Source organism: Bacillus sp. OV166, assembly GCF_900177675.1.
Classification (GTDB): Bacteria; Bacillota; Bacilli; order Bacillales; family Cytobacillaceae; genus Neobacillus.
The window spans coordinates 1-26,888 of sequence record NZ_FXWM01000001.1 but is presented as its reverse complement, the minus strand read 5'-3'; the positions used below and the strand labels follow the sequence as shown (position 1 = coordinate 26,888).

23 protein-coding genes are annotated in these 26,888 nt (G+C 45.1%); 18 read left to right on the top strand and 5 right to left on the bottom strand.

Annotated features, from left to right (window positions below; all coding sequences use genetic code 11):
• The first annotated feature begins 131 nt into the window (after positions 1 to 131).
• Positions 132 to 356, top strand: a complete 225-nt coding sequence (locus CCK98_RS00120; RefSeq protein WP_088084781.1) for a hypothetical protein — start codon at positions 132 to 134, stop codon at positions 354 to 356.
• A gap of 231 nt (positions 357 to 587) precedes the next feature.
• On the opposite strand, the gene CCK98_RS00115 is transcribed toward CCK98_RS00120, so the two are convergent.
• On the bottom strand, positions 588 to 773 hold the full coding sequence (locus CCK98_RS00115) for a 2-hydroxymuconate tautomerase (protein WP_088084780.1): 186 nt from the start codon (positions 771 to 773) through the stop codon (positions 588 to 590).
• A 204-nt stretch (positions 774 to 977) separates the two neighbouring features.
• On the opposite strand from CCK98_RS00115, the gene CCK98_RS00110 reads away from it, so the two are divergent.
• Positions 978 to 1,628 carry a site-2 protease family protein gene (locus CCK98_RS00110; protein WP_088084779.1) on the top strand — a complete coding sequence of 217 codons (651 nt, stop codon included), beginning with the start codon at positions 978 to 980 and terminating at the stop codon, positions 1,626 to 1,628.
• 15 nt (positions 1,629 to 1,643) lie between these two features.
• Complete coding sequence (locus CCK98_RS00105; protein WP_088084778.1) at positions 1,644 to 2,153, top strand: YwhD family protein; 510 nt, start codon at positions 1,644 to 1,646, stop codon at positions 2,151 to 2,153.
• A gap of 284 nt (positions 2,154 to 2,437) precedes the next feature.
• On the opposite strand, the gene CCK98_RS00100 is transcribed toward CCK98_RS00105, so the two are convergent.
• Positions 2,438 to 4,504: a transglycosylase domain-containing protein gene (locus tag CCK98_RS00100; protein WP_088084777.1), complete on the bottom strand. Its 2,067-nt coding sequence runs from the start codon at positions 4,502 to 4,504 to the stop codon at positions 2,438 to 2,440.
• Positions 4,505 to 4,719: 215 nt separating this feature from the next.
• Between CCK98_RS00100 and speE the strand changes: the two genes are divergently transcribed.
• The 5 genes from speE to CCK98_RS00075 all read left to right on the top strand — a co-directional run bounded on the left by speE (position 4,720) and on the right by CCK98_RS00075 (position 9,332).
• Entirely contained in the window at positions 4,720 to 5,547 is an 828-nt protein-coding gene (gene speE / locus CCK98_RS00095; RefSeq protein WP_088084776.1) for a spermidine synthase, read from the top strand.
• Between the two features lie 146 nt (positions 5,548 to 5,693).
• A complete protein-coding gene (gene speB / locus CCK98_RS00090) occupies positions 5,694 to 6,566 on the top strand; it encodes an agmatinase (protein WP_088084775.1) in 873 nt (290 codons plus the stop codon).
• A 176-nt stretch (positions 6,567 to 6,742) separates the two neighbouring features.
• Positions 6,743 to 7,168 (top strand): DUF1934 domain-containing protein, encoded by a 426-nt coding sequence (locus CCK98_RS00085; protein ID WP_256942217.1) that lies wholly within the window; start codon positions 6,743 to 6,745, stop codon positions 7,166 to 7,168.
• A complete protein-coding gene (argS, locus tag CCK98_RS00080; protein ID WP_088084774.1) occupies positions 7,155 to 8,825 on the top strand; it encodes an arginine--tRNA ligase in 1,671 nt (556 codons plus the stop codon). Before CCK98_RS00085 ends, argS begins: the two co-directional genes overlap by 14 nt.
• Before the next feature lie 327 nt (positions 8,826 to 9,152).
• On the top strand, positions 9,153 to 9,332 hold the full coding sequence (locus CCK98_RS00075; protein WP_088084773.1) for an H-type small acid-soluble spore protein: 180 nt from the start codon (positions 9,153 to 9,155) through the stop codon (positions 9,330 to 9,332).
• Positions 9,333 to 9,401: 69 nt separating this feature from the next.
• Here the strand turns inward: CCK98_RS00075 and uvsE are convergent, their stop codons facing one another.
• Both uvsE and cls read right to left on the bottom strand, forming a co-directional pair.
• The gene (gene uvsE / locus CCK98_RS00070) at positions 9,402 to 10,358 is read right to left on the bottom strand and encodes a UV DNA damage repair endonuclease UvsE (protein WP_088084772.1); all 957 of its coding nucleotides are present in this window, start codon (positions 10,356 to 10,358) and stop codon (positions 9,402 to 9,404) included.
• A gap of 15 nt (positions 10,359 to 10,373) precedes the next feature.
• Positions 10,374 to 11,576, bottom strand: coding sequence for a cardiolipin synthase (gene cls, locus CCK98_RS00065; protein WP_088084771.1), 1,203 nt, complete (start codon positions 11,574 to 11,576; stop codon positions 10,374 to 10,376).
• Positions 11,577 to 11,750: 174 nt separating this feature from the next.
• Here cls and CCK98_RS00060 point away from each other — a divergent pair, with 174 nt between their 5' ends.
• The 10 genes from CCK98_RS00060 (at position 11,751) to CCK98_RS00015 (ending at position 26,128) form a co-directional block, all read left to right on the top strand.
• Positions 11,751 to 13,853 carry a 4Fe-4S dicluster domain-containing protein gene (locus CCK98_RS00060; protein ID WP_088084770.1) on the top strand — a complete coding sequence of 701 codons (2,103 nt, stop codon included), beginning with the start codon at positions 11,751 to 11,753 and terminating at the stop codon, positions 13,851 to 13,853.
• A gap of 251 nt (positions 13,854 to 14,104) precedes the next feature.
• On the top strand, positions 14,105 to 15,292 hold the full coding sequence (locus CCK98_RS00055) for an acetyl-CoA C-acetyltransferase (protein ID WP_088084769.1): 1,188 nt from the start codon (positions 14,105 to 14,107) through the stop codon (positions 15,290 to 15,292).
• Positions 15,293 to 15,663: 371 nt separating this feature from the next.
• The gene (locus CCK98_RS00050; protein WP_088084768.1) at positions 15,664 to 16,515 is read left to right on the top strand and encodes a 3-hydroxybutyryl-CoA dehydrogenase; all 852 of its coding nucleotides are present in this window, start codon (positions 15,664 to 15,666) and stop codon (positions 16,513 to 16,515) included.
• A gap of 78 nt (positions 16,516 to 16,593) precedes the next feature.
• A complete protein-coding gene (locus CCK98_RS00045; RefSeq protein WP_088090231.1) occupies positions 16,594 to 17,724 on the top strand; it encodes an acyl-CoA dehydrogenase in 1,131 nt (376 codons plus the stop codon).
• 305 nt (positions 17,725 to 18,029) lie between these two features.
• Positions 18,030 to 19,169 (top strand): acyl-CoA dehydrogenase, encoded by a 1,140-nt coding sequence (locus CCK98_RS00040; RefSeq protein WP_088084767.1) that lies wholly within the window; start codon positions 18,030 to 18,032, stop codon positions 19,167 to 19,169.
• Positions 19,170 to 19,184: 15 nt separating this feature from the next.
• The gene (locus CCK98_RS00035) at positions 19,185 to 19,823 is read left to right on the top strand and encodes a TetR/AcrR family transcriptional regulator (protein ID WP_088090230.1); all 639 of its coding nucleotides are present in this window, start codon (positions 19,185 to 19,187) and stop codon (positions 19,821 to 19,823) included.
• Between the two features lie 111 nt (positions 19,824 to 19,934).
• Positions 19,935 to 23,180, top strand: coding sequence for a fused isobutyryl-CoA mutase/GTPase IcmF (gene icmF / locus CCK98_RS00030; protein ID WP_088084766.1), 3,246 nt, complete (start codon positions 19,935 to 19,937; stop codon positions 23,178 to 23,180).
• Positions 23,181 to 23,330: 150 nt separating this feature from the next.
• Positions 23,331 to 23,537 carry a hypothetical protein gene (locus tag CCK98_RS00025; protein ID WP_088084765.1) on the top strand — a complete coding sequence of 69 codons (207 nt, stop codon included), beginning with the start codon at positions 23,331 to 23,333 and terminating at the stop codon, positions 23,535 to 23,537.
• Positions 23,538 to 23,749: 212 nt separating this feature from the next.
• Complete coding sequence (gene rpoE / locus CCK98_RS00020; protein WP_088084764.1) at positions 23,750 to 24,319, top strand: DNA-directed RNA polymerase subunit delta; 570 nt, start codon at positions 23,750 to 23,752, stop codon at positions 24,317 to 24,319.
• 213 nt (positions 24,320 to 24,532) lie between these two features.
• Positions 24,533 to 26,128 (top strand): CTP synthase, encoded by a 1,596-nt coding sequence (locus tag CCK98_RS00015; RefSeq protein ID WP_088084763.1) that lies wholly within the window; start codon positions 24,533 to 24,535, stop codon positions 26,126 to 26,128.
• A 386-nt stretch (positions 26,129 to 26,514) separates the two neighbouring features.
• Here CCK98_RS00015 and CCK98_RS00005 read toward each other — a convergent pair.
• The coding region (locus CCK98_RS00005; protein ID WP_142292107.1) for a DUF2529 family protein at positions 26,515 to 26,888 on the bottom strand (374 nt) is incomplete at its 5' end.

The following is a 26,888-nucleotide window of genomic DNA, read 5'->3' as shown; positions in this document are numbered from 1 at the left end:
TGTGGAATTCTGTCTATCGGAATCCGTACAATCGCACGCAATTTTCAGTTAAATCAATACTTTTTTAGTTGTGGATTTGTTATGATTTGTATAAAGAGGGAAAAAATGATATTTTGGGGGGACTTTGCGCTATGACAGGGACAATTGCGGTCATTATGGTATTTGGGATTCCGATCACTGCCATCATTACCAGTCATTTTCAGAAGCAGTCGAAGATAAAGGCCGATATGCTGAAGGATGAGCTCGAACTCGAAAAACTAAAACATATAAATTATCTCGCTGAAACCGAAAAAATGAAGCTTGAGCTGGAAAAAATGAAAATTGGAAGTCCAAAAGACGAGATGAAGTTTTTGTAACATCAAAAAGTGCACAAAAAAGGTGTCAGGCACCATGTGAAAATTTCACAATGGTGCCTGACACCTCTACTTAGATTACTGTCTAGCGCAAGCGGCCCAACGGCTAGTGTACTTCGCCCTTTTCCCTACGATAAGTCAAGCACGAATGCGCTAACGCTCTCCGTGTTTCCTTTATCTTAGTCAAAGAGCTCCAGTCCATACGCCGCTAAGCAGGCGCTTCCGCTTTTCTAATTATTGGTCGCTTTTTCTGACGCCGGCAATTCCAAGATTGCTTTTGCTCATTTCATCGATCATTACGTGGATCGCTTCTTTGGGAGCTCCTGTTGTTTCGCTGACTGCTTCGGTTACTCTTGAAACAAGTTCACGTTTCTGTTCATCGGTACGTCCTTCAAGCATTTTTACGGTAACATATGGCATGTTTTTTTTCCTCCTTTATAACTCTTCCACTTTTCATTTTAAGTTTTCCACAATTCGACGAAAAGTGCAATAACAGAAGACACCTTTGATTTTCTTTTTATAAACGGTTTCATGTATACTTAAAGGAATATAGTATAGATAGAAAAACGGAGCTTGTGCACCATACAAAGCGTGCCATCCGTTAGAGATGGAAGGAGATATGCGTTGGAAAATTTTCTTGCCTATCCACTTAGCATGATCCCCTATTTGGCAATAACCCTGATGATTGCCTTTACGTTTCACGAATTTGCTCACGCGTTTGTTGCCTATAAATTCGGGGACATGACGGCAAAGAACCAAGGACGCTTGACGCTGAATCCACTCAAGCATCTGGATCCGATTGGAACGATTTTAATTTTCATTGCCGGCTTTGGCTGGGCCCGACCGGTTCCGGTTAATCGCTTTTTCTTTAAAAAGCCTCGCCTGGCAGGAATTCTCGTTTCCGTTGCAGGGCCGCTTAGCAATCTTATTTTAGCTTCGTTAGGCTTCATTGTCGCGTTTGGATTAAACCGTTCCGGCGTCATCGCACCAGATAGTTTCTATGATTTTCTCGAAATATTTATCAGGCTTAATATTGTTCTATTTATTTTTAACCTGTTACCCTTTCCACCGCTCGATGGTTACCGGATTGTTGAGGATTTAGCCCCCGCCCATGTGCGGGCAAAAATGACCCAGTATGAACAGTATGGTGCGTTGATCTTCTTAATCTTAGTTTTTACACCACTTGATAAATTTACGATTGAGCCTATATTTGGGGTGGTCATTCCTTGGGTGTGGGATGGGTTAAGTAATTTCTTTAGTATGTTGTTTTTTTAGGAGGTTTGCATTTTAATGGATGAAAATAAGAAGAAGCTTGGTTTTAATATTATAAAAAGTGACCCGACGGATGGTCACAAAGGCTACGGAAAAGGGGCATTGAGCCTTGATAATGTGTCGCCGGTCATCATTGATGTCGATGCAGGCGAAGCTGAGATTGATGTCGGTGCAATGCATGCCCGCAGCGTCGTGGAAAAGGGAATTAAATTTTTGAAAACACAAGAAGAGGTTCCGAACGGGAAACCGTATTGGCTTGTGTGGGTAACGATTGACCGCAAGCAAGAAGGTCCTTATTACGCCGGTGTTACGGCTTGCTTTATGACGGTTGACCGCGAAATTCGACGCGGCTACAAATCCTTGCCTGAACACGTGAACCGCATGGATAAGTCTTTGAAGCGCCATATCATTGTGGACGATATGGATGCGAATTCGAAAAAGGTGTTAGCCGATTTCTTGCGCAATCATAATGAGGTCTTGTGGAACAACTCGACGGATGAGCTAAAACGTGGTTTATTGGCTGAATAAAAAATAAATGCTTGTAGTTTTTTCAAAAGGTATAGTATTATAAGCATGTAAAAACGCTTTAAAACTAGGACAAGAAAAGCTCCGGAAATTTTTCCGGAGCTTTTCTATTTCAATAAAACAATTTAACATAGAAAACTGTCTAGCTGCAGCGCCCAACGGCTAGTGGACTTCGCTCTTTTCCCTACGATAAGTCAAGCACGAATGCGCTTATGCTCTCCGTGTTTCCTTTATCTCAGTCAAAGCGCTCCAGTACATACGCCGCTAAACGGGCGCCTCCGCTTTTCTTACCATGGCATAATCTTTTTGTACCACGGCACTTTCTTGTTGATATCTTTATGATTTGCAGGCGCGGATTGATGACGGTTGAGATGCTCTGTGCAGTATTCGGTTGGCTCCGTTCCAGCGACAAAATAGGTAAAGCGGCGCACTGGACAATCCTTTGTCGCCAGTTTGCCATTCTCAGGATTGACATACACCCCTTTGACACCTTCTTTCGGTGCTTTAAACGCCTTCACGGGCTTTCCTTTTAAGGCTTCTTCCATAAAATTAGCCCAGATATTCTTGGCGTATGTTTTTTCCGCGACCAGCTCAATCGGTTTTCCCATATCGTAGCCAGCCCAAACGGCGGTAACCAGCTGCGGCGAGTAGCCAATCATCCAGCTATCCGTTTCCGTAGAGCCTGATTTACCTGCATAAGGGCGCGAAATATCCTTAATGACCGTGCTGCCAGTTACCTTGGCATAGCCATTTAACTTCGGATCAAAAATCCCCGTCAACATTTGCGTCATTACAAAGGCCTTTGCTGGGTCCAAAACTTTTTTCGTCTCATTTTCCTTTTCAAAAATAACATTGCCATTGTAGTCTTCCACTCTGGTAATTAAGGTTGGATTCACCTTTTTCCCACCGTTAGCAAACAGACTATAGGCATTTGCCATTTCAATGACTCGTACGCCTGAAGTCCCCAACGCGAGTGACGGAACACGAGCCATTTTAGAAGAAAGGCCAAATTTCCTAGCCGTTTCAATTAATGTCTCTTCTCCTAAAAATAAATGCGTTTTGACGGCAAAAATATTATCAGAAACAGCGAGCGCTTGGGCAAGTGTGATTTCTCCGTCGGCATACTTATTGTTAAAGTTATGCGGGGTATAATCAGCCTGGCCATCGTCAAAATGGAAGGTCGTAAACTCACTGCGCATCGTCGAGGATGGCGTGAACCCCTGCTCAAGGGCTGCGTAATACAGCAGCGGCTTGATCGTGGAGCCTGGCTGCCTGATCGCCTGAACGGCGCGGTTAAACGGGCTCTTTTCATAATCCCTGCCGCCGACCATCGCTTTCACATAGCCATTTTTTGGATCCATTGCCACTAAACCCACTTGAATTTCCGATAGATTCGCGACATATTTATGAACCTGGCTTTCAGCTGCCTCCTGCTGTTTACGATTAAGCGTGGTATAGACTTTTAATCCGCCGAGGGCAATCGTGCGGTCATCTAAATGTAATTGATTTTTTAAGGCATTTCTGACAGCATCCTGAAAATAAGGAGCTACCTTCACTTTTTGTGTGTTATGAGCGCCGACGATAGTCAGCGGCTGCATGGCAGCATCTATTGCTTCTTTTTTCTTAATGTAATGATTCGTCACCATGCTTTTTAAAATAATCGTCTGACGCTTTTTCGCATGTTCCATCGAGGCAAGCGGAGAGTAGATTCCCGGCCCCTTTGGAATTCCGGCGAGCATGCTCGCTTCCGCAAGGTTTAAGTCAGCTGCATCTTTTCCAAAATAATATTGGCTGGCCGCCTGTACACCATAGGCCCCGTTGCCATAGTAAATCGTATTTAAATAGCCTTCGAGAATTTCCTTTTTTGAATAATTCATCTCGATGCGGATCGTATAAAAAGCCTCGTGCAGCTTCCGTGTCCACGTTTTATCGTGTTCGAGAAATAGATTTCGAGCATATTGCTGGGTTATTGTGCTTGCCCCCTGTACCTTTGCGAAAGCTTGAATATCAGCTAGGACGGCACCCCCAATTCGCTTAAAATCGAAGCCATGGTGCTCGTAAAAATTTTTATCCTCAATCGAGATCGTTGCCGCGACAATATCCGGTGAAATATCCTCTAACCGGGCCCAATACCGTTTTTGGCCACTATTACTTTCGCCAATCAACGTCCCGTCATCGGCAAAGAAAAGGGTCGATTGCGGCACGGCGAGCGGCGGCGCGCCGAGGATTTTTGCATAGGCTAGAATCCCAAGGAAGAGAATAAGCATACAAATCATGCCTATCAAACTGATGATAATAGCTGCCCGCAAATATTTAATCGTCTTCCGAAACCCTTGATCAGTCATGATTTCCACTATATCTCACCACCGTATTTCCAGATTTTAAAAAATTAGATAGTAATAGTATTGAAAAAATAGAGTCATTTTAAACATTTAATGTAGGATTTATTTAAATTTTGCTAGACTTTTTGGTGTGATTGTAATTCAATAGTTTGGGTACTATAAAATTGAAGTGATTACTTTGTAATTAACTAGAGGTATAAATAGAATGAAGTGAAGGGAAGATGAACATGTCAATTTGGTTTACAGAAAAACAAACCGAAAACTTTGGAATCACCATGAAAGTAAATAAAACCTTACATACAGAACAAACGGAATTTCAAAAGCTCGATATGATTGAAACAGAAGAGTGGGGCAACATGCTGTTATTAGACGACATGGTGATGACTTCTGTCCGCGATGAGTTTGTTTACCATGAAATGGTGGCACACGTTCCTTTATTTACACACCCAAACCCTGAGAATGTTCTTGTTGTCGGCGGCGGCGATGGCGGTGTGATTCGTGAAGTGTTAAAGCACCCAAGTGTGAAGAAAGCAACGCTTGTTGATATTGATGGCAAAGTAATTGAGTACTCGAAGAAATTCCTTCCGGAGATTGCAGGGATGCTTGATGACCCACGGGTGGATGTCCAAGTCGACGACGGATTCATGCACATTGCCAACAGCGAAAATGAGTATGACGTCATTATGGTTGATTCAACTGAGCCAGTCGGACCAGCGGTTAACCTATTTACAAAAGGTTTCTATGCAGGAATCTCGAAGGCATTGAATGAAGACGGAATCTTTGTGGCTCAATCTGACAATCCGTGGTTTAAAGCGGATTTAATCCGTAACGTACAACGCGATGTTCGTGAAATCTTCCCAATTACCCGTTTGTATGTAGCGAATATCCCTACGTACCCAAGCGGCTTATGGGCATTCACAATCGGTTCAAAGAAATACGATCCATTAGAAGTAAGCGAAGACCGCTTCCACGAAATCGAAACAAAATACTACACAAAAGAGCTTCACAAAGCAGCATTCGTATTGCCTAAGTTTGTTGGGGATTTATTGAAGTAATTCAAATAGATATAATGAAGTGGTGTCAGGCACCACAAAGAAAGTGGTACAAAATCATAAGTATCCACTCCGTACGGACAAAGTGAGTATTTTGTCCACCGATGGTGCCTGACACCCTTATAGAATAGAGAGCGAGGGATACATAGATGCGTTTTGATGAGGCGTATTCAGGGAATGTGTTTATTAAGAGTCATCCGAATTTTGAGGAGAGTCAGGTTGTTCTTTACGGGATGCCGATGGATTGGACGGTTAGTTATCGTCCGGGGTCACGGTTTGGTCCGGCCCGCATCCGCGAGGTGTCGATCGGTTTAGAAGAGTACAGCGCCTATCTTGACCGTGAACTTGAGGATGTAAAATATTACGATGCTGGCGATATTCCGCTTCCATTCGGAAATCCACAAAAGAGCATTGATATCATTGAAGATTTTGTCGACCAAGTCCTTGCTGCCGGCAAGTTTCCGCTTGGTATGGGCGGCGAGCATCTGGTCTCTTGGCCGGTCATGAAAGCTATGTATAAAAAGTATCCAGATTTAGCAATTATCCATTTTGATGCCCACACCGATTTACGTGAGCAATATGAAGGCGAACCGTTATCGCACTCGACCCCGATCCGCAAGATTGCGGAACATATCGGGCCGAACAACGTTTATTCCTTCGGGATCCGTTCAGGGATGAAGGAAGAATTTGAGTGGGCGAAGCAAAACGGGATGCATATTTCGAAGTTTGAAGTGCTTGAGCCATTAAAAGAAATCCTGCCGACACTTGCCGGACGTCCGGTTTATGTCACGATTGATATCGATGTCCTTGATCCGGCGCATGCACCTGGCACAGGTACGGTTGATTGCGGCGGGATCACTTCGAAAGAGCTGCTTGCCTCGATTCATGCGATTGCCCGTTCTGAAGTGAATGTTGTCGGCGGGGACCTGGTTGAGGTTGCGCCAATCTATGATCCTTCCGAGCAAACGGCAAATACAGCGAGCAAGTTAATTCGTGAAATGCTGCTTGGCTGGGTGAAATAATTTTTCTGGTGCCTGACCCTTTATGGGGGCGGGCATTTTTTGATTTGTTCCCCATCAATGTTTATAATAGAAAAAGTATGCAATAGCGCAGTTAAGTCAATTACTAGGACTAGAACCATTCCAAAGAGTGTTACTGAGTTCCTTTTTAAAAAAGAAAAAAGGAAGTGCGATTTCGTTTGTCTAGTACGGAAATTCCTATGAAAATTAATGTAAAAACGACGATTCATCAGCATGGGGGCAAGGAAGTCTATGAGCTGGCGGTGTTTGGCCGGTATCTGCAAAAAGATGGGGCCTCGTTTCTTAAGTATGAAGAGGTGCAGGATGAGGGCAATGTGCGGACGATTGTGAAGGTGGCTGGGGATGAGGCTCTGATTTTGCGCGGTGGTGCGGTGAAGATGCGTTTGCCGTTTCGCTTGCACAAGAAGCTGCGCGGCAGTTATGAAATGCCGTTTGGTACCTTTGAGACGATGACGCTGGCAAAGCGGATTGAGCATTCGGATGGCTTGATTGATATCCTTTATGATTTTACGATGCAGGGCTCGCATGCCGGTACATACCATTTGGAAATTACCTTTCAGGAGGATAAACATGAACATAGTTGAACAAGTACAAAGCAAGTTAAAAGAAGAGATTCGCGCGGCGGTGCTGAAGGCGGGTCTGGCAACGGAGGAGCAGATTCCTGCTGTGGTTCTTGAAACGCCGAAGGAGAAGGCGCACGGTGATTATTCGACCAATATGGCGATGCAGCTGACTCGTGTTGCGAAGAAGGCGCCAAGAGTGATTGCGGAGGCATTGATTGAGAATATGGACCGCTCGAAGGCTTCGATTGAAAAAATTGAACTGGCGGGGCCGGGGTTTATCAATTTTTATATGAATAATAGTTATTTAACGGAGCTGATTCCGACGGTGCTAAATGCAGGCGAGCGGTACGGTGAGACCACGGTTGGCGGCAACGAGAAAATTATGGTGGAGTTTGTGTCGGCCAATCCAACGGGTGACTTGCACCTTGGTCATGCCCGCGGAGCAGCGGTCGGCGATTCGTTGTGTAATATTTTGGACAAAGCGGGATATGATGTTTCGCGTGAGTACTATATTAATGACGCTGGGAACCAGATTAATAATTTGGCATTGTCGGTGGAAGCACGGTATTTCCAGGCACTTGGTTTGGAAAAAGATATGCCGGAGGGCGGTTACCATGGTGCCGATATTATTGGCATTGGGAAAACTTTGGCTGAAGAATTTGGCGACAAGTATGTGCATGTTTCCGTTGAAGAGCGCCAGGAATTTTTCCGTGATTACGGTCTGAAATATGAAATGGCGAAGTTGAAGCAGGACCTTGAGGATTTCCGCGTTGGATTTGATGTCTGGTACTCGGAGACGTCTCTTTATAAAAATGGAAAAATTGATGAGGCGTTGGCCGCTTTGCGGGCGAGCGGTTATGTGTATGAGGAAGACGGTGCGACTTGGCTGCGCTCGACGGATTTTGGCGATGACAAGGACCGTGTGTTAATTAAGCAGGATGGATCGTATACGTATTTGACGCCGGATATTGCTTATCATAAGGACAAACTGGGCCGCGGTTTTGAGAAGTTGATTAATATTTGGGGCGCGGATCACCATGGCTACATTCCACGGATGAAGGCGGCGATTCAGGCGCTCGGGTTTAGCCGCGAGGCGCTTGAGGTGGAGATCATTCAACTGGTTCACCTTTATAAAAATGGCGAGAAGATGAAGATGAGTAAGCGGACCGGGAAAGCGGTCACGATGCGTGATTTGGTCGATGAGGTCGGCCTTGATGCGACGCGTTATTTCTTTGCGATGCGCAGCTCGGATACGCATATGGACTTTGATTTGGATTTAGCGGTGTCGGAGTCGAATGAAAATCCAGTTTATTATGCGCATTATGCCCATGCACGGATTTCTAGTATTCTCCGTTCGGGTGAGGAGCAGGGTGTTCGCGTTGATGCAGATGCGGATTTTTCATTAGTGGCATCGGAAAAGGAAATGGATTTATTGAAGAAGCTTGGTGAGTTTCCGTTGGCTGTTGGCGAGGCTGCACAGAAGCGCGTCCCGCACCGGATTACGAACTATATCTTTGATTTAGCGTCGACGTTCCACAGTTTTTATAATGCGGAAAAAGTGCTCGACCTTGATAATGTAGAGCGCACTAAGGCGCGCCTCGCGTTGGTGCGAGCGGTGCAGATTACACTCCGCAATGCGCTGGCGTTAATTGGGGTTTCAGCTCCTGAAAAAATGTAATTTCTCAGCTCCCTTACTTGGTTAAGGGGGCTTTTTTATAGTGGGTGATGTTTGTTGGTGGAATATTGTGAATTAAATTAGGTGGACAGTAACCTGGAAAAAGTGGACAGTAACCTGGAAAAAGTGGACAGTAAGTTGATTAAAGTCGACAGTAAATCGGAGACCTGGACAGTAAACTAAGTAAGGCGGACAGTAAAGGATCAAAACCCGACAGTAACCTGAAAAGCATACAGACTTTATCTAGGTAAACTTGTCCCTATTTATGAATATTACCTAATAAAAGGCAAATACTAGTAGGGAACTTTGAGCGAGGAGTGGATGAAGCGGATGAATGTGGGAAGAGCGAAGGAAATCGTCGAATCTGCCGACATGTTTAATGTGACCTATGAGGGGACGCCTGTGATTATTCAACATGTCGATGAAGCCACACAAGTGGCACGAATATACTCAAGAACGGACCCGGACAATGAGCGGGAGGTTCCTGTTTTAAACTTAATTGAGGAATAGAAAAAAGTCTTCGAAGTCGTTCGAAGACTTTTTTCTATTGTGCCTAGCCTCGAGAGCCCAGCGGCTAATCTATTTTACCTCAATTGCACCGCCGCTGATCCGTTTAAAGCCGCGGATCTGGCTGAGATCTTCGATTAATTTCAGTGCGGCTTGATCCTTTGCTTTGGCCTCGATCATGAAATCAATATCCGCACCGATTTCGCGCAGCATTTTCAAAAAAGGCATGATAAATTCCGGGTCGACAAAATCAGCGTGGGAGCGGAATTCCTTCTCGTTTTTGGGGGAGGAAATATGCACCTTCGGGATGTGGCGTGCATGCTTCCACGTCTGAAAAATCCGCGGGAGCAAATCCTCAAGTGCAGTTTCACACAGATTGGCGATATGGTGATGATAATCGAATACAAACGGGATCGTTTCTTTTTCACAGGCGGCTAAGGTTTCTTCGGCATTATAGGTTTTATCATCATTTTCCAGCGTCATTACTTGTTTAATCGGTACTGGGAGCTTGGTTAGGTTTTGATGGAATCGAGGTAAGGTTTGCTGTTTATCACCATAGGCACCACCAATATGGATATTAATAAGTCCCTCCTGCTCAAGTCCCATCGCTTCAAACATTCGATAATGGTAGCTCATATCGACCACGGCATTTTCGGTGATTTTCGTTTGCAGTGAGGTAAACAAGGTAAATTGATTCGGATGAAAACTCACTCGCAGCCCTTTCCTTTTAACAAGGTCACCAATTTCCTGCCACACCAAGCGAAAGGGGGTTACAAAGTCCCAGTTCACTTCGGGATGGGTCGCTAGCGGGACAATCGAACTAGATAAGCGATACAATTCAAGTTGATGAGCAATATTGTAGTACAGCATCCTGAGGGTGTGGTCCAGATTTTGCTTCGTCACATGAAGCAATTTTTCCTCCCGTTCCGCGGGGCTTAACTCCTGATAACGAGTAAATGTCAGCGTCTTCGCGGGTGAAGCATCCCATAAGCTAATCGCATGTGACACATACCCAAACCGAATCTTCATAGACAAACTCCTTTCTTATAAAAAATAGGAAATGGCCGCAGCGATGCCCTCTTTAATGGTGCGGACAGGGTTCGGTTTGTTAAGTTCAGCTAATGTCAGGGGTTTTGAGTCATCGATGTCCTTTTTGAGGATATCCATCAAGCGCTGGATAAAGGATGGGTCATAAATATAGCAATTGATTTCCTTGTTTAAATACATGCTTCGTTTATCAAAATTGGCGGTGCCGATATCGCAGAGTTTGTCATCAATGACGAGTGTCTTGGCATGATAAAAGCCTTTTTTATATTGATAAACGGCCGCCCCCGCCCGAATTAGCTTCCGTAAATAACGGAACGAGGCCTCTTGGACAAGCAGATGGTCAGCGGTATACGGGACGATGACGGAAAGCTGAACCCCGCGTTTGATGGCTGCAAGTAACTCGGCCAGAATCTTATGACATGGTATAAAGTAGGGAGTGCCGATGATCATCGAATGGGTTGCTTTTTGAATCAGACGAAGATAATTTTGCTCTAATTGGTCGGCTTCCGTTGGAACATACTGATGGCGGACAGGACCATCAGCTAGGGTCGGAAAATAGGCCGGATTCCCCATAATATCTTCTCCCGCATACTCGTGCCAATCAATCAAAAACTCACTTTGCAAAAAATTTACACTCCGGCCGGTAATTTTTAAATGGTAATCGCGCCAGATCCCCAAGGAAGGCTCTTCGTCAATATATTCCTTCCCTACGTTAAAACCGCCAAGATACCCAATTTCCCCGTCAATAATTGTAATCTTGCGGTGATTCCGAATCTGAGAAGAATAAAAAAGGAAGGGGAGCTTGATTGTATTGCTAAAAGCAAATCGAACACCCGCCTCCTGCAAAGACTTAACGGCCGCCTTCCTCACCTTCCAGCTGCCAAGCCGGTCAATAAGAAGCCGAACTTCGACCCCGGCCCGTGCCTTTTCTTTTAAAATAGAGAAAAACTCCCGACTAATCGCATCGTCTTTAACAATATAAAATAGCACATGAATATGCTTTTTCGCGTTTTGCAGTTCATGGAAATAGTCGGCGAATAACTTCTTTCCGTGGGTGAAAATATCAAAATTCCCATGAATGATGGCTGTTTCTCTTCGACTGACAATGGAAAGATGCTTCTTTTTACCTAAATTAAAATCTAATACAAGCCATAGAATGATGAGAAATAGGAGTAAGCTCGAAAAAAGTGCAAAAATCATTAGAATTCTTTCCTCCAATCAGTTTAGTTAGTTTTTCCGAAAGCTACCTTTTATATAAGTTAATCAAACTTTTCAAAAATCATTTGACTGAATGCTCATTCATAATATAATAAAGATAAACGTAGATTCTGAAAATTATTTATATTCTAGAAGTTATCTGAAAGGGGCATTTATATGAATGGTTTACTATGGGTCAACCTGATTGCATTTCTTGTTGTAACCGCTTACGCAGTCAGTCTGTTTGTGTATGTAGTGAAAACCCGTATTGAATTTATTAAACTCGGGAAAAAGGTTGAGTTTGATAACAATGTGAAAGAGCGGCTTCAAAAAATTTGGGTCAATGTGTTTGGCCAAAAGAAATTGCTGAAGGATAAAAAAAGCGGGATTATGCACGTCATGTTCTTCTACGGTTTTATTCTGGTCCAATTTGGCGCGATTGATTTTATTATCAAAGGGATTAAACCTGGGGCACATTTGCCGCTTGGACCTCTTTATGCAGGGTTCACTTTTTTCCAAGAGCTTGTCACACTGATGATCTTAGTGGCTGTCATTTGGGCTTTTTATCGCCGCTATGTGGAAAAATTAGTCCGCCTAAAGCGGAACTTTAAATCTGGTCTTGTCCTTATATTTATTGGTGGTTTAATGCTTTCTGTTTTACTTGGCAACGGAATGAGTCTGATCTGGCACGGGGAAGAGGCTTCATGGACAGAACCGGTAGCCTCGCTGATTTCGCTCATCTTTTCAGGGATTGGTGAAACCGCCTCCATTGTGATTTTTTACATCGCTTGGTGGGCGCACTTATTATTCTTGTTAACTTTCTTAGTGTATGTACCGCAGTCCAAACATGCCCACTTAATTGCGGGTCCAGCGAATGTATATTTTAACCGGTTAGATAAACCAGGAAAATTGAAAAAAGTTGATTTTGAAGATGAATCCCAAGAAACGTTTGGGGTTGGAAGAATTGAAGACTTTACGCAGCACCAAATGATCGATTTTTATGCTTGTGTTGAATGTGGCCGCTGTACGAATATGTGTCCAGCAACGGGAACAGGTAAAATGCTGTCACCGATGGACTTAATCGTCAAACTTCGTGACCACTTAACGAATCATGGGGCTGTGGTTACCTCGAAACAGCCGTGGGTGCCAACGATTGCATTTGCGAATACGAAGGGAAATCAACTGGCGCTTGCGTCTGCAAGTCAAGGCGCACAGGAATCCGCTGCCGCATTAGCTTATAGCCCGAGCTTAATTGGCGATGTCATTACCGAAGAAGAAATTTGGGCATGTACAACGTGCCGGAATTGTGAAGACCAATGTCCAGTCATGAATGAGCATGTCGATAAAATAATTGACCTGCGCCGTTATTTAGTTTTAACCGAAGGGAAATTGGATGCGGATGCTCAGCGTGCGATGACGAATATTGAACGCCAAGGCAATCCATGGGGCTTGAACAGAAAAGAACGTGAAACTTGGCGCGAGGCCCGCGAAGATGTTCATGTGCCAACTGTGAAAGAGATGAATAAAGCCGGCGAAGAATTTGAATACCTTTTCTGGGTAGGCGCCATGGGCTCTTACGATAATCGCAGCCAAAAGATTGCTTTGTCGTTTGCGAAGCTGCTGAACGAAGCAGGCGTGAAGTTTGCGATTCTTGGCAACAAAGAGAAAAATTCTGGTGACACACCGCGCCGTCTCGGCAATGAATTCTTGTTCCAAGACCTGGCAACGAAAAATATTGAGGAATTTGAAAAAGCAGAAGTCAAGAAAATCGTCACGATCGACCCGCATGCTTATAATATTTTCAAAAATGAATACCCTGATTTTGGCTTAAAGGATGTCGAAGTGTTCCATCATACTGAGGTTCTTTATGAGTTAGTTCGCGATGGCAAGCTCGTGCCGAAACATTCGGTTGATGAAACGATCACTTTCCATGATTCTTGTTACTTAGGCCGTTACAATGATGTCTATGATGCACCACGTGAGATTCTTAAATCTATTCCGGGCGTGAAGTTGATTGAAATGGAGCGGAACAGAGAGAAGGCGATGTGCTGTGGTGCTGGCGGCGGTTTGATGTGGATGGAGGAAGAAACCGGACACCGCATTAACGTGGCTAGAACCGAGCAGGCCCTGGCAGTTAATCCGTCGGTGATCAGTTCAGGCTGTCCGTATTGCTTAACGATGCTGTCAGATGGTACGAAGGCAAAAGAAGTGGAAGAAAAGGTTTCGACTTACGATGTGGCCGAGCTGCTTGAAAAAGCGGTTTGCGGGGATATCGCATAGTTTTTAAGGGGGAGCAGAGGTTCGATTTGTTAACATATTCATAAAATTTTAAAAATTTTGTGTAAAACATTTCAACTTCTGCTCGTTTTTATGTAGAATATAGTATGTAGATTAAAACGCTTACATTAACATTATTAAAAAAAGCAGGAGCCTGCGCTTCTTTTTTGGTTCCTACCTGAGCGAGCGTTCAGTCGCCGCAATTTTTTTAAAAAAAGTTTGACTGAATATTAGGAAAAGGGAGAGTGTTTTGAATGGGAAGAACAGTCATTTTAAGCGGGGTTAGAACGCCTTTTGGAAAATTAGGGGGAACACTAAGCAGCTTTACTGCCTCCCAACTCGGGGGAATTGCCGTAAAAGAGGCATTAGTTCGTGCCGAAGTGAAGCCTGAAGACGTACAGGAAGTCATTCTTGGAACTGTTTTACAAGGGGGACAAGGGCAGATTCCATCGCGTCAAGCGGTGCATCACGCCGGATTGCCGTGGGAAGTGAAAACCGAAACAATCAATAAGGTTTGTGCGTCAGGGATGCGCAGTGTCACCTTGGCAGACCAAATCATTCGTGCTGGCGATGAAGAAGTGATTGTTGCAGGCGGAATGGAATCGATGAGCAATGCACCATATGTTTTACCAAAAGCACGCTGGGGCTTCCGAATGGGTGACGCGCAGGTCAAAGATTTAATGATTCATGACGGGTTAACCTGTAGCTTTACCGGCGCTCACATGGGCACATACGGCAACGTAGCGGCTGCCGATATGGAAATTAGCCGGGAAGCACAGGACGAGTGGGCATTGCGAAGCCACAAGCGCGCGATTGCCGCAATCGAGAGCGGGAAATTTGCGGAAGAAATCGTATCGGTTGAGGTTCCACAACGGAAGGGTGCACCACTTGTTGTCGAGAATGATGAATCACCTCGTAAAGACACATCGATTGAACGGCTGGGTAAATTAGCGCCGGTATTTAATTCAACCGGTACGATTACAGCAGGAAATGCCCCTGGGGTCAATGACGGTGCCGCGGCCCTCGTGTTAATGAGTGAAGAGCGAGCACTTCGTGAAGGCAGGCAGGCGGAAGCGGTGATTATCGGCCATACGGCGGTCGCTGTGGAAGCAAAGGATTTCCCGAAAACACCGGGACTTGTTATTAATGAGCTGTTACGAAAAACAGGGAAAACGTTGGAGGAAGTAGATTTATTTGAAATCAATGAAGCCTTCGCTGCAGTTGCCTTAGTGAGCGGGAAAATTGCCGGTCTTGACCCAGAAAAGGTCAATGTCAATGGCGGTGCGGTTGCCTTAGGTCATCCGATTGGTGCCAGCGGGGCGCGCATTATCCTTACGTTAATGCACGAATTAAAGCGCCGCGGCGGCGGAATTGGGATTGCTGCAATTTGCAGCGGCGGCGGCCAAGGCGATGCCGTGATGATCGAGGTTCCGAAGGGCTAATCTCTAGGGTGAGATATTAATTTGATTAATCGGAGTCGTGTTCAACGGAGGGTTCCTAAAAGCTAACTTTTAGAGTTGGTTTTTTCCAAATAATGTCTAATTGAACAAAACAGTTGAATTTTGGCACAAAACCATTCAAAAATGGCACAAAACACTTGGAAAATGGCACAAAACCTTGCCGGAATGACACAAAACACCCAGAAACTCGTACAAAACACCTGAGATGGTACAAAAGCTTGTTTGAAAATAACACAAAACACCTGAGATGACTCAAAAGTTTAATTAAAAAAACTTCAAACCAACGAAATAATAGCCAAAAACATAAAAAATCTAGGTCGGACTCGTTCCGGCCTTGCTTCGGAGGGGAAAAAATGAAAATTTCAAAGCTAATGGTGATCGGTGCAGGACAAATGGGCTCAGGGATTGCCCAAGTTTGTGCCCAGGCGGGATACACGGTCATCTTAAATGATCTAAAACCGGAATTTGTGGAACGTGGCTTAGCAGGGATCAATAAAATACTTACACGGAACGTTGATAAAGGGCGCCTGACCGAAGAGCAAAAACAGGAAGTTCTCAGCAACATCACCACTTCAACCGACCTAAATGATGCCAGTGACGTCGACCTTGTCATTGAGGCTGCCGTTGAAAATATGGACATCAAAACAAAAATCTTTGCCCAACTCGATGAAATTACCCCAGCACATACAATACTAGCGAGCAATACCTCATCACTGCCAATCACCGAAATTGCGGCAGCAACGAAGCGTCCGGAAAAAGTCATCGGCATGCACTTCATGAACCCGGTTCCGGTCATGAAGCTCGTCGAAATCATTCGCGGCCTCGCGACTGCTGATGAAGTGTACCAAGTCATTGAAGATATGACAAAAACCTTAAGCAAGGTACCGGTTGAAGTCAATGATTTCCCTGGTTTTGTCTCAAACCGCATTCTGATGCCAATGATCAACGAAGCGATTTATACGCTTTACGAGGGCGTGGCTACGAAGGAAGCGATCGACGAAGTCATGAAGCTCGGCATGAACCACCCAATGGGGCCGTTAACCTTGGCCGATTTTATCGGCCTAGATACATGCCTGTATATTATGGAAACGCTTCACCAAGGTTTTGGCGACGACAAATACCGTCCCTGCCCGCTCCTCCGTAAATATGTGAAAGCAGGCTGGCTCGGTAAGAAAACAGGACGCGGTTTTTATACGTACGAATAAACACAGCATTTCTTCGAAAAAGGGGTCGTGATGATGATGAGTACCACGATTTTACATTCTTCCAAAGGGGAGACCACCATGAATCTTTCATTCACCGAAGAACAAGAAATGATGCGTAAAATGGTTCGCGATTTTGCCAACAGCGAAATTGCACCGTTTATTGAAAATATGGAAAGAGGCGAATTCCCGCGCGAAATCCTCCGCAAAATGGGCGAACTTGGCCTGATGGGGATTCCTGTACCTGAAAAATACGGCGGGGCCGCGATGGACTTCACCTCCTATATCCTAGCGATTCATGAGCTGTCCAAAGTCAGTGCGACGGTGGGAGTGATTCTTTCAGTCCATACCTCGGTCTGCACCAACCCGATCGTCTATTTTGGCTCAGAAGAACAGAAAAATAAGTATGTGCCGAAGCTTGCTTCAGGGGAGTACCTTGGCGCGTTTTGCTTAACCGAGCCAAGTTCAGGTTCCGATGCCGCCAGCTTAAAATCCCGTGCGGTCAAGAAGGGTGATCATTACGTCATTAACGGCTCAAAGGTGTTCATTACGAACGGCGGCGAGGCCGATGTCTATATTGTTTTTGCCAAAACGAATCCGGAACAGGGCAGCAAGGGAATTTCTGCGTTTATCGTTGAAAAAAATACCCCGGGCTTTATCGTCGGTAAGGATGAGAAGAAGATGGGTTTGCATGGTTCGAGAACTGTCCAGCTTACGTTCGAGGACATGCAAGTTCCAGCAGAGAACCTACTCGGCGCAGAAGGCGAGGGCTTTAAAATCGCGATGGCGAACCTTGATGTCGGCCGCATTGGGATTGCTACCCAAGCACTAGGGATTGCGGAGGCCGCACTGTCAGCCGCAACCACCTATGCCCAAGACCGCCAGCAATTTGGCAAGCTGATCGCCCGCCAACAAGGGATTGGTTTCAAACTAGCCGACATGGCGACCAGTGTCGAAGCGGCAAAACTATTAGTCTATCGGGCAGCCTACCTGAGAAATCAAGGGTTGAAATGTACCTTGGAGGCGTCGATAGCGAAACTGTTCGCGACCAAAACAGCAGTCGAGGTAACAACCGAAGCGATCCAAGTATTTGGCGGCTACGGCTATACCGAAGATTATCCAGTTGAACGCTATTTCCGTGACGCGAAAATAACCGAAATTTATGAAGGCACGAGCGAAATTCAACGGATTGTGATTAGTAAGCATCTCTAAAGAAAAGCGGAAGCGCCTTGTCCAGGGGCGACAGGCATAAGACGAGCTGGCTTGGAGGTTGCTTTTTAACCTTCAGGACAGATTGAATTAAATGTGGAGGCGACTGTCCTGGGACGAAGGCATAAGACGCACCCTGCAAGAAGGCGCTTTTTGCCTTCTTCAGGGGGTGGTTTATGACTCGAGTCCCAAGGAGCCGAAACTAGATAAGCTTATGACCCCGAGCCCCTAGGCGCTGAAGCTAGACAGTAATCTGAGTTCAAATCTTAATCTTTTAATATATATTCATCCAAATAGGAGGACTTGAAATGAACTTTAAACTTTCTGAAGAACATGAAATGATCCGGAAAATGGTACGGGATTTTGCGCGCAATGAAGTAGCACCGACAGCCGCAGAGCGGGATGAGGAAGAGCGCTTTGACCGCGAGATTTTTGACAAAATGGCGGAGCTTGGCTTAACCGGAATTCCGTGGCCGGAAGAATACGGCGGGATTGGCAGCGATTATCTTGCTTACTGTATTGCCGTCGAAGAACTGTCTCGTGTTGATGCATCGACAGGCGTGATGCTCTCCGCCCATACGTCTCTAGCCGGCTGGCCGATTTACAAATTTGGCAGTGAGGAGCAAAAGCAAACCTATCTGCGCCCAATGGCAGAAGGAACCAAAATTGGCGCGTACGGCTTAACAGAGCCTGGCAGCGGTTCGGATGCAGGCGGGATGAGAACAACTGCACGCCTAGAAGGAGATCACTATGTCCTTAATGGTTCGAAAATCTTTATTACAAATGGTGGTGTGGCCGACATTTATGTCGTATTTGCATTAACCGATCCAACAAGTAAACAAAGAGGAACAACCGCGTTTATTATCGAGAGCGACTTCCCAGGCTTCTCGGTTGGGAAAAAAGAAAAGAAACTCGGCATTCGTTCCTCGCCCACAACGGAAATTATTTTTGAAGATTGCAAGGTTCCTGTTGCCAATCGACTCGGCGCAGAAGGCGAAGGCTTTAAAATTGCCATGCAGACGCTTGATGGCGGCCGCAATGGCATCGCTGCGCAAGCCGTCGGAATTGCTCAAGGGGCGCTCGATGCTGCAGTGGATTATGCAAAGGAACGCCATCAATTTGGGAAACCAATCGCCGCCAATCAAGGAATCGGCTTTAAGCTGGCGGATATGGCAACCGGGATTGAGGCATCGAGATTATTAACCTATCAAGCGGCATGGCTGGAGTCACAAGGTCTGCCGTACGGCAAGGAGTCAGCGATGTCCAAGTTATTTGCTGGCGATACAGCGATGAAGGTAACAACCGAGGCCGTACAAGTTTTTGGCGGGTATGGCTATACAAAGGATTATCCAGTTGAGCGATTTATGCGCGATGCAAAAATCACGCAAATTTACGAGGGAACACAAGAAATTCAACGCCTCGTTATCTCACGGATGATCACGAAATAAGGCGGTTAGAGCATGATGGAAAAGCGGGAAGTACTGGCTTCTGTAAAGGATGAACGTCTGGTTCAGAAAAGGCGTGATCAAATGATCAAAGGGGCCGTCAGCCTTTTTAAGGAAAAGGGATTTCATCGGACAACGACAAGGGAAATCGCGAAAGCGGCCGGTTTTAGCATCGGGACACTTTATGAGTACATCCGCTCCAAGGAAGACGTCCTTTATCTCGTTTGCGACAGTATCTATGATCATGTTCGCGAGCGCCTCGAGCAGGATCTCGAGCAGAAAAAAGGCACGCTTTTGAGCCTGAAGATGGGTGTCCGTCATTATTTCCGAGTGATTGATGAGATGCAGGATGAGGTTCTTGTCATGTATCAAGAAGCCAAATCGCTGACGAAGGATGCCCTTCCCTATGTGCTGAAAAAAGAAATGGAAATGGCGGCGATGTTTGAGAGCTTGATCACAAGGTGCGTCGACAATGGCGAGCTGCAGCTATCAGAAAAGCAGATCGAATTGATTTCCCATAACATTATTGTCGAGGGCCAAATGTGGGCGTTCCGCCGCTGGGCGCTGCAAAAATTATATACACTCGATGAATACATTGACCTGCAAACCGATCAATTGTTTCACGGCATTCATTCGTCCACACAAGCAAAGTCGTAATGCTGATTAAGTTGCGAACAGTGAATGGAGTTCATTTTTATAAAATGGTCTGAATGGGCTAAAAGTAGATGCGTTTATTTTTAATAAAGATGGTCTAAAAGGAGGACTACGATGGGAATTTATCAGCCGAAGCATCATATTCGCTTTGTCACGGCTTCTAGTTTGTTTGACGGGCATGATGCTTCCATCAATATTATGAGGCGTATTCTTCAGGCAAGTGGTGCCGAGGTCATTCATCTTGGCCATAATCGCTCGGTTGAGGAGGTTGTCAACGCGGCGATTCAGGAGGATGTGCAGGGGATTGCGATTTCTTCGTATCAAGGCGGGCATGTTGAATACTTTAAATATATGTACGATTTACTGAAGGAAAAAGGGGCGCCGAACATCCGCATTTATGGCGGCGGCGGCGGTGTGATTATCCCGCGGGAAATAAATGAGCTTCATGAGTACGGGATTGCGTGGATTTTTTCACCGGAAGATGGCCGGAAGTTAGGGCTTCAAGGTATGATTGACCGGATGCTGGAGGAGTGCGATTTTGCGACGGTTCCGCTGGATGTGGCTGAACAAATGGAGAAGCTTCCGACGGGTGATGTGAATGCGGTGGCGAAGTTGATTACCTTGGCAGAACTTCATGTTGATAAACGGAACGAGGCGGCAGCAACGGTTGAGCAGGTGCTTGACCAAGTAAAGTCACTGGAGAAGCGGATTCCGGTCGTCGGAATCACGGGTACGGGCGGAGCCGGAAAAAGTTCGTTGACCGATGAATTGATCCGCCGCTTTATTAATGAATTGCCGGATAAAAAGGTGGCGATTCTATCGGTGGATCCAACCAAGCAAAAGACAGGCGGTGCGCTGTTAGGGGACCGGATCCGCATGAATGCAATTTTTTCGCCGAATGTGTATATGCGCAGTCTGGCGACAAGGCATTCGAAAAGTGAATTATCACTGGCGATCAGCGATGCGGTTGCCGTCACGAAGGCTGCTGGCTTTGACCTTGTGATTGTCGAAACGAGCGGGATTGGCCAGGGGGATGCGGAAATCACGGAGATTTGCGATGTTTCCTTGTACGTGATGACGAGTGAATTTGGAGCGCCGTCCCAGCTTGAAAAGATTGATATGATTGATTTTGCTGACCTGATTGTCATTAATAAGTTTGAGCGCAAGGGCTCGGAGGATGCAAGGCGCCAGGTTCAAAAGCAGTATCAGCGGAGCCATATGCTGTTTGAAAAAGACATCGATGATATGCCGGTTTATGGAACGATTGCGAGTCAGTTCAATGACCTGGGCACGAATGCATTGTTCGCGGCCTTGATTGAAAAAATTAATGACAAAATGGGCACCGGCTGGGTGACTTCTTTTAGTAAAAATGCCCTTGTGGAGAAGCAAAATGTGATTATACCAACCGACCGTCGTTATTATTTACGTGAAATATCCGAAACGGTGCGCGGTTATCATAAGAAAGCTGAAGAACAGGCGAATATTGCCCGGAAGTTATTTCAGTTAGAAGGGGCGATCGAAGCGGTAAGCGATGCGGCGGTGATTGCTGCTTTAGAAGTGGTGAAGCAAGAAACCGAGGCGCGTCTGACACCAGAATCACGTAAAATTCTTGATTCGTGGGCACAGACAAAGGCGGCCTATTCTGGCGATAAGTTTGTGACGAGGATTCGTGATAAAGAGATTATCACGGTGTTAAAAACGAAAAGCCTTTCAGGGCTTGACATTCCGAAAGTGGTGCTGCCGAGGTATAAGGATTATGGTGAAATTCTCCGCTGGGTCTACCAGGAAAATGTGCCGGGTTCGTTCCCGTATACGGCGGGTGTATTCCCGTTCAAGCGTGAGGGGGAAGATCCGAAACGGCAGTTTGCGGGCGAAGGGACACCGGAGCGGACGAATCGCCGCTTCCATTATTTATCGAAGGATGATGAGGCGAAACGGTTAAGTACCGCGTTTGACTCCGTGACGCTTTACGGTGAAGACCCGGATTACCGCCCGGATATTTTCGGGAAAATCGGGGAAAGCGGCGTCAATGTTTGTACGCTAGATGATATGAAAAAGCTATATGAAGGCTTTGACCTGTGCCATCCGTCGACATCGGTTTCGATGACGATTAATGGACCAGCACCGATCATTTTAGCGATGTTTATGAATACAGCGATCGATCAGCAGGTGCAGCGGAAGGAAGCGGAACTTGGCCGTGTGTTAACGGTTGAAGAGTTTGCGGAGGTACGGGCCTATACGTTACGGACGGTGCGCGGTACGGTGCAGGCCGATATTTTAAAAGAAGACCAAGGTCAAAATACATGTATTTTCTCAACCGAGTTTGCTCTAAGGATGATGGGTGATATTCAGCAATATTTCATCGAACATCTAGTCCGCAATTATTATTCAGTGTCGATTTCGGGCTATCATATTGCGGAAGCCGGTGCAAATCCGATTTCGCAGCTGGCGTTTACATTGTCAAATGGGTTTACGTATGTGGAATACTATTTAAGCCGCGGCATGAATATTGATGATTTTGCCCCGAACTTGTCGTTCTTTTTCTCGAATGGCTTGGATCCAGAATATACGGTGATTGGCCGTGTCGCACGACGAATTTGGGCAACGGTGATGCGCAATAAATACGGCGCCAACGAGCGCAGTCAAAAATTAAAGTATCATGTCCAGACGTCTGGCCGTTCGCTTCATGCCCAAGAAATTGATTTTAATGATATCCGGACGACACTGCAGGCGTTAATGGCCCTGCAGGATAACTGTAATTCGCTCCATACAAATGCATATGATGAGGCCATTACGACGCCAACGGAAGAATCAGTACGCCGGGCGATGGCGATTCAGATGATTATTACCAAAGAACATGGTTTAGCGAAAAATGAAAATCCGTTGCAAGGTTCGTTTATTGTTGAGGAGCTTACCGATCTGGTCGAGGAAGCGGTATTACAAGAGTTTGAGCGTTTGAATGACCGCGGAGGTGTGCTTGGTTCAATGGAAACACAGTATCAGCGCGGTAAAATTCAAGATGAATCAATGTATTATGAAATGAAAAAGCACACCGGCGAATTACCGATTATCGGCGTTAATACGTATTTGAATCCGAATCCTCCGTCAGCGGAAGATGTCAACAATATGGAATTAGCGCGTGCATCTTACGAAGAGAAGGAATTGCAGATCGTCAATTTACGGGCCTTCCAGGAAAGTCATGCAGATGCTTCAGTGGGAGCATTGAAGCGCTTAAAAGAGGCCGCCGTCAACAATGGCAATATTTTTGCCGAATTAATGGAAACCGTTAAAGTAGCCAGCCTCGGGCAAATCACGAGAGCCCTGTACGAAGTGGGCGGACAATATCGACGAAATATGTAGAGTACGGTGTCAGGCACCATGTGAATATTTCACATGGTGCCTGACACCAATTTTTGTAATAAAACTTATTTTATGAGATATTAATATCTGCGTTAATCTTATATAATCGATTTAGCGTACATACTCCGAGGGTTTTGGGCAGGTGAGCAAATGAAGGTAAGTCATATATTGGTGGTTTTAATTGTTTGTGCCTGGCCATTAAATTATCTCTATCAACGTCAGTTGGGCGCGGTTTCGTTCTTGCTGCTAGCAATCTTCTTTCTAGTGATATCTATTAAGGAGATGAAAAAGCAGAAGCAAGCCAAGAAAACTAAGAAAACTGATAGTGAAAAGACCCATCCGCAAAAATTCAAATGAAACAACGACTAGCACTAGCATAAACCGGAAGAATTTGTTTATAATGAAGAATATGTATTTTTAAGAGAAAAGCGGAAGCGCCCATTTAGCGAAGTACACTAGTCGCTGGGAGCTGGAGCTGGAAAATTCTCAAGTTTATATTAATCAACCTTATTGTTATGTCCGTTAATCACTCATTTAAGAGTGTTAAATAGAGAAAGGAAGTGCCCATATTGAGTTTAGCACAATACTCAAAAGAGGAATTAAAAGAGTTTTCCCTTATGGAAATGGCTTTTGAATTTTTGAAAAATAGTAAGGAACCGATTGCCTTTAATGATCTATTAAAAGAAATTAAGAAGGCATCTGGGATTACTGAGCAAGAAATTCAAACAAGACTAGCACAATTTTACACCGACATAAATGTAGATGGCCGTTTCCTTTCATTAGGAAGTAACCGCTGGGGACTTCGCGTTTGGTATCCAGTCGATACTGCTGAGGAAGAAGTTGTCACTGTTGTGAAACCTAAGAAGAAAAAGGCGAAGAAGGTTGTCGACGAAGAAGATTTCGATGAAATCGATGAAGTGGATGAAATTGAAGATGATTTTGATGACTTTGATGATGAGGATGATCTACTTGATGATGAAGATGATCTTGATATCGACGAAGTAGATGAGTTTGACGAAGACGATGATGATGATGTGATCGAGGACGAGCTTGAGATTGACCTCGATGAAGAAGATGACCTCGATGATGATCTTGAGGAAGAAGAAGTGTTTGAAGAAGAGGAAGTAGAAGAAGACTAATCGACTTGACATTTTATTCGTGCCCTTGTAGAATCACTTTTGGGCTCCTTAAAAAAGGACGATACGTTATTTACTTATAATACGCTCCCTACTAAGAGTAGGAGAGCGTTTTTTATTGTTCCAAATTTTTTCGGGCGTAAGGAAAATATTTTTTTACAAAAACCCTTAAACAAACTGAATAATGTACAAACTGTATAAGAGGGGGAAATATTTATGACAAAATATATTTTTGTAACTGGTGGTGTGGTTTCATCACTAGGAAAAGGAATTACAGCAGCATCTTTAGGGCGCTTATTGAAAAATCGGGGCGTGAATGTGACCATTCAAAAATTCGACCCATACATTAACGTTGACCCTGGAACAATGAGTCCGTACCAGCACGGTGAAGTATTCGTTACCGGTGATGGCGCTGAAACAGATTTGGACTTAGGTCACTATGAGCGTTTTATCGACATCAACTTAAACAAGTACAGCAACGTAACAACCGGAAAAATTTATTCGACGGTTTTACGGAAAGAGCGCCGCGGTGATTATTTGGGTGCAACTGTACAGGTTATTCCGCATATCACCAATGAAATTAAGGAACGCTGCTTCCGCGCCGGTAAAGAAACGAATGCGGATGTAGTAATTACTGAGATTGGCGGAACGGTAGGCGATATTGAATCACTCCCATTCCTTGAGGCGATTCGCCAAATCAAGAGCGATATTGGCTCGGAAAATGTGATGTACATTCACTGTACGCTGATTCCGTATATTAAAGCAGCGGGTGAAATGAAAACCAAGCCGACCCAGCACAGCGTGAAAGAGCTGCGCAGCCTCGGAATTCAGCCAAACATTATTGTCGTGCGGACGGAAATGCCGGTTTCACAGGATATGAAGGATAAAATTGCGTTGTTCTGTGATATTGATGCGAAAGCTGTAATCGAATGTCGCGATGCCGATACGCTTTATTCGATTCCACTAGCGCTTCAAGATCAAAATATGGACCAAATCGTCTGCGATCATTTGAAATTAGTTACGAACGAAGCGGATATGACGGAGTGGAAAGCACTCGTTAACCGCGTCATCAACCTTTCGAATAAGACGCGCATTGGTCTTGTCGGAAAATATGTGGAGCTTCAGGATGCCTATATTTCTGTCGTGGAAGCGATGAAACATGCCGGTTATGCGTTTGATACTGAAGTTGAAATTAAATGGATTAATGCCGAAGAGGTTACACGTGAAAATGTGGCTGAGTTATTGAATGATGTCGACGGTGTCCTTGTTCCGGGCGGCTTTGGTGACCGCGGGATTGAAGGGAAAATTGAAGCGACGCGCTATGCTCGTGAAGTGAAGAAGCCATTCCTTGGTATTTGTTTAGGGATGCAGCTGGCAACGATTGAATTTGCCCGCAATGTGCTTGGACTTCAAGGTGCGCATTCTGCAGAATTTGATGCGGATACAGCTCATCCGATTATTGATTTGCTTCCAGAGCAGAAGGATGTTGAGGATTTAGGCGGCACGCTGCGTTTAGGTCTTTATCCTGCGCGTATTGTTGAGGGATCGAAGGCGTTTGAAGCGTATGAAGAAGAGGTTATTTATGAGCGCCACCGCCATCGTTATGAGTTTAACAATCATTATCGTCAAGACATGGAAGCTCGCGGCTTTGTGTTCTCTGGGACTAGCCCGGACGGCCGTTTAGTAGAGATTGTTGAACTGAAGGACCATCCTTGGTTTGTAGCGTCGCAATTCCATCCGGAATTCGTCTCTAGACCAACACGTCCGCAGCCCTTGTTCCGTGACTTTATTAAAGCAACGATTCAAAAATAAATTTTGTGGTCAGGACCAGTTTAGTTGCTGGTCCTGTTTTTTTATCTTTGGGTTTTTATAAAAAGGGTATTTGTGTCAGATTATACAAAGGCGATTTTTATAAAATGGAAACTTGCAGTGAAATATATATAGGGGATTTTTGTAAAAATGGTATTAGCATTATGAGGATAATTTCCATTTATTGTCTAATTGTACAAAACTACTTCAAAATGGCACAAAACCCTTTGAAAATAGCACAAAAGCATGCCGAAAATGCACAAAACCACCTGGAATTGACACAAAACCACCCCAAAATGGCACAAAAGCCAAAAGTCTATATTTTTGACCTCTTAACCCCCCGGGAAATAATCAAGGGCAATAAAAAAAACAGGGTTATTCACCCCGTTTTACTCCTCATATTCTGCTAAAATCTCCTCAATCGTAAATTTCAAGCCGAAATAAACGAATAATGCTGCCATCGATGACGGATACCCATAGCGATTTCCAAAATCATCGGGGAGGAGGCCTTTCGTCAGCCGCAAATCGATATGGAGATCGGCCAACTCTTGCAATTTTCCACCCTCCGGAACAGCCGTGGAAACAGCCACAAAAGGAATCGCCTTTTCCTGAAGTTGAGCGGCCACCTCCATGGCGTCCTCATCACTTGCATACCGCGAGAAAAGCAGCACCCGATCAGAGTCAGTTAGCTCCCCAAAACTCTCGAGTGACAACACCTTTGCGCCCTTTAATGGTTCGGCACCCTCTAAAGCTTCAAACTCAA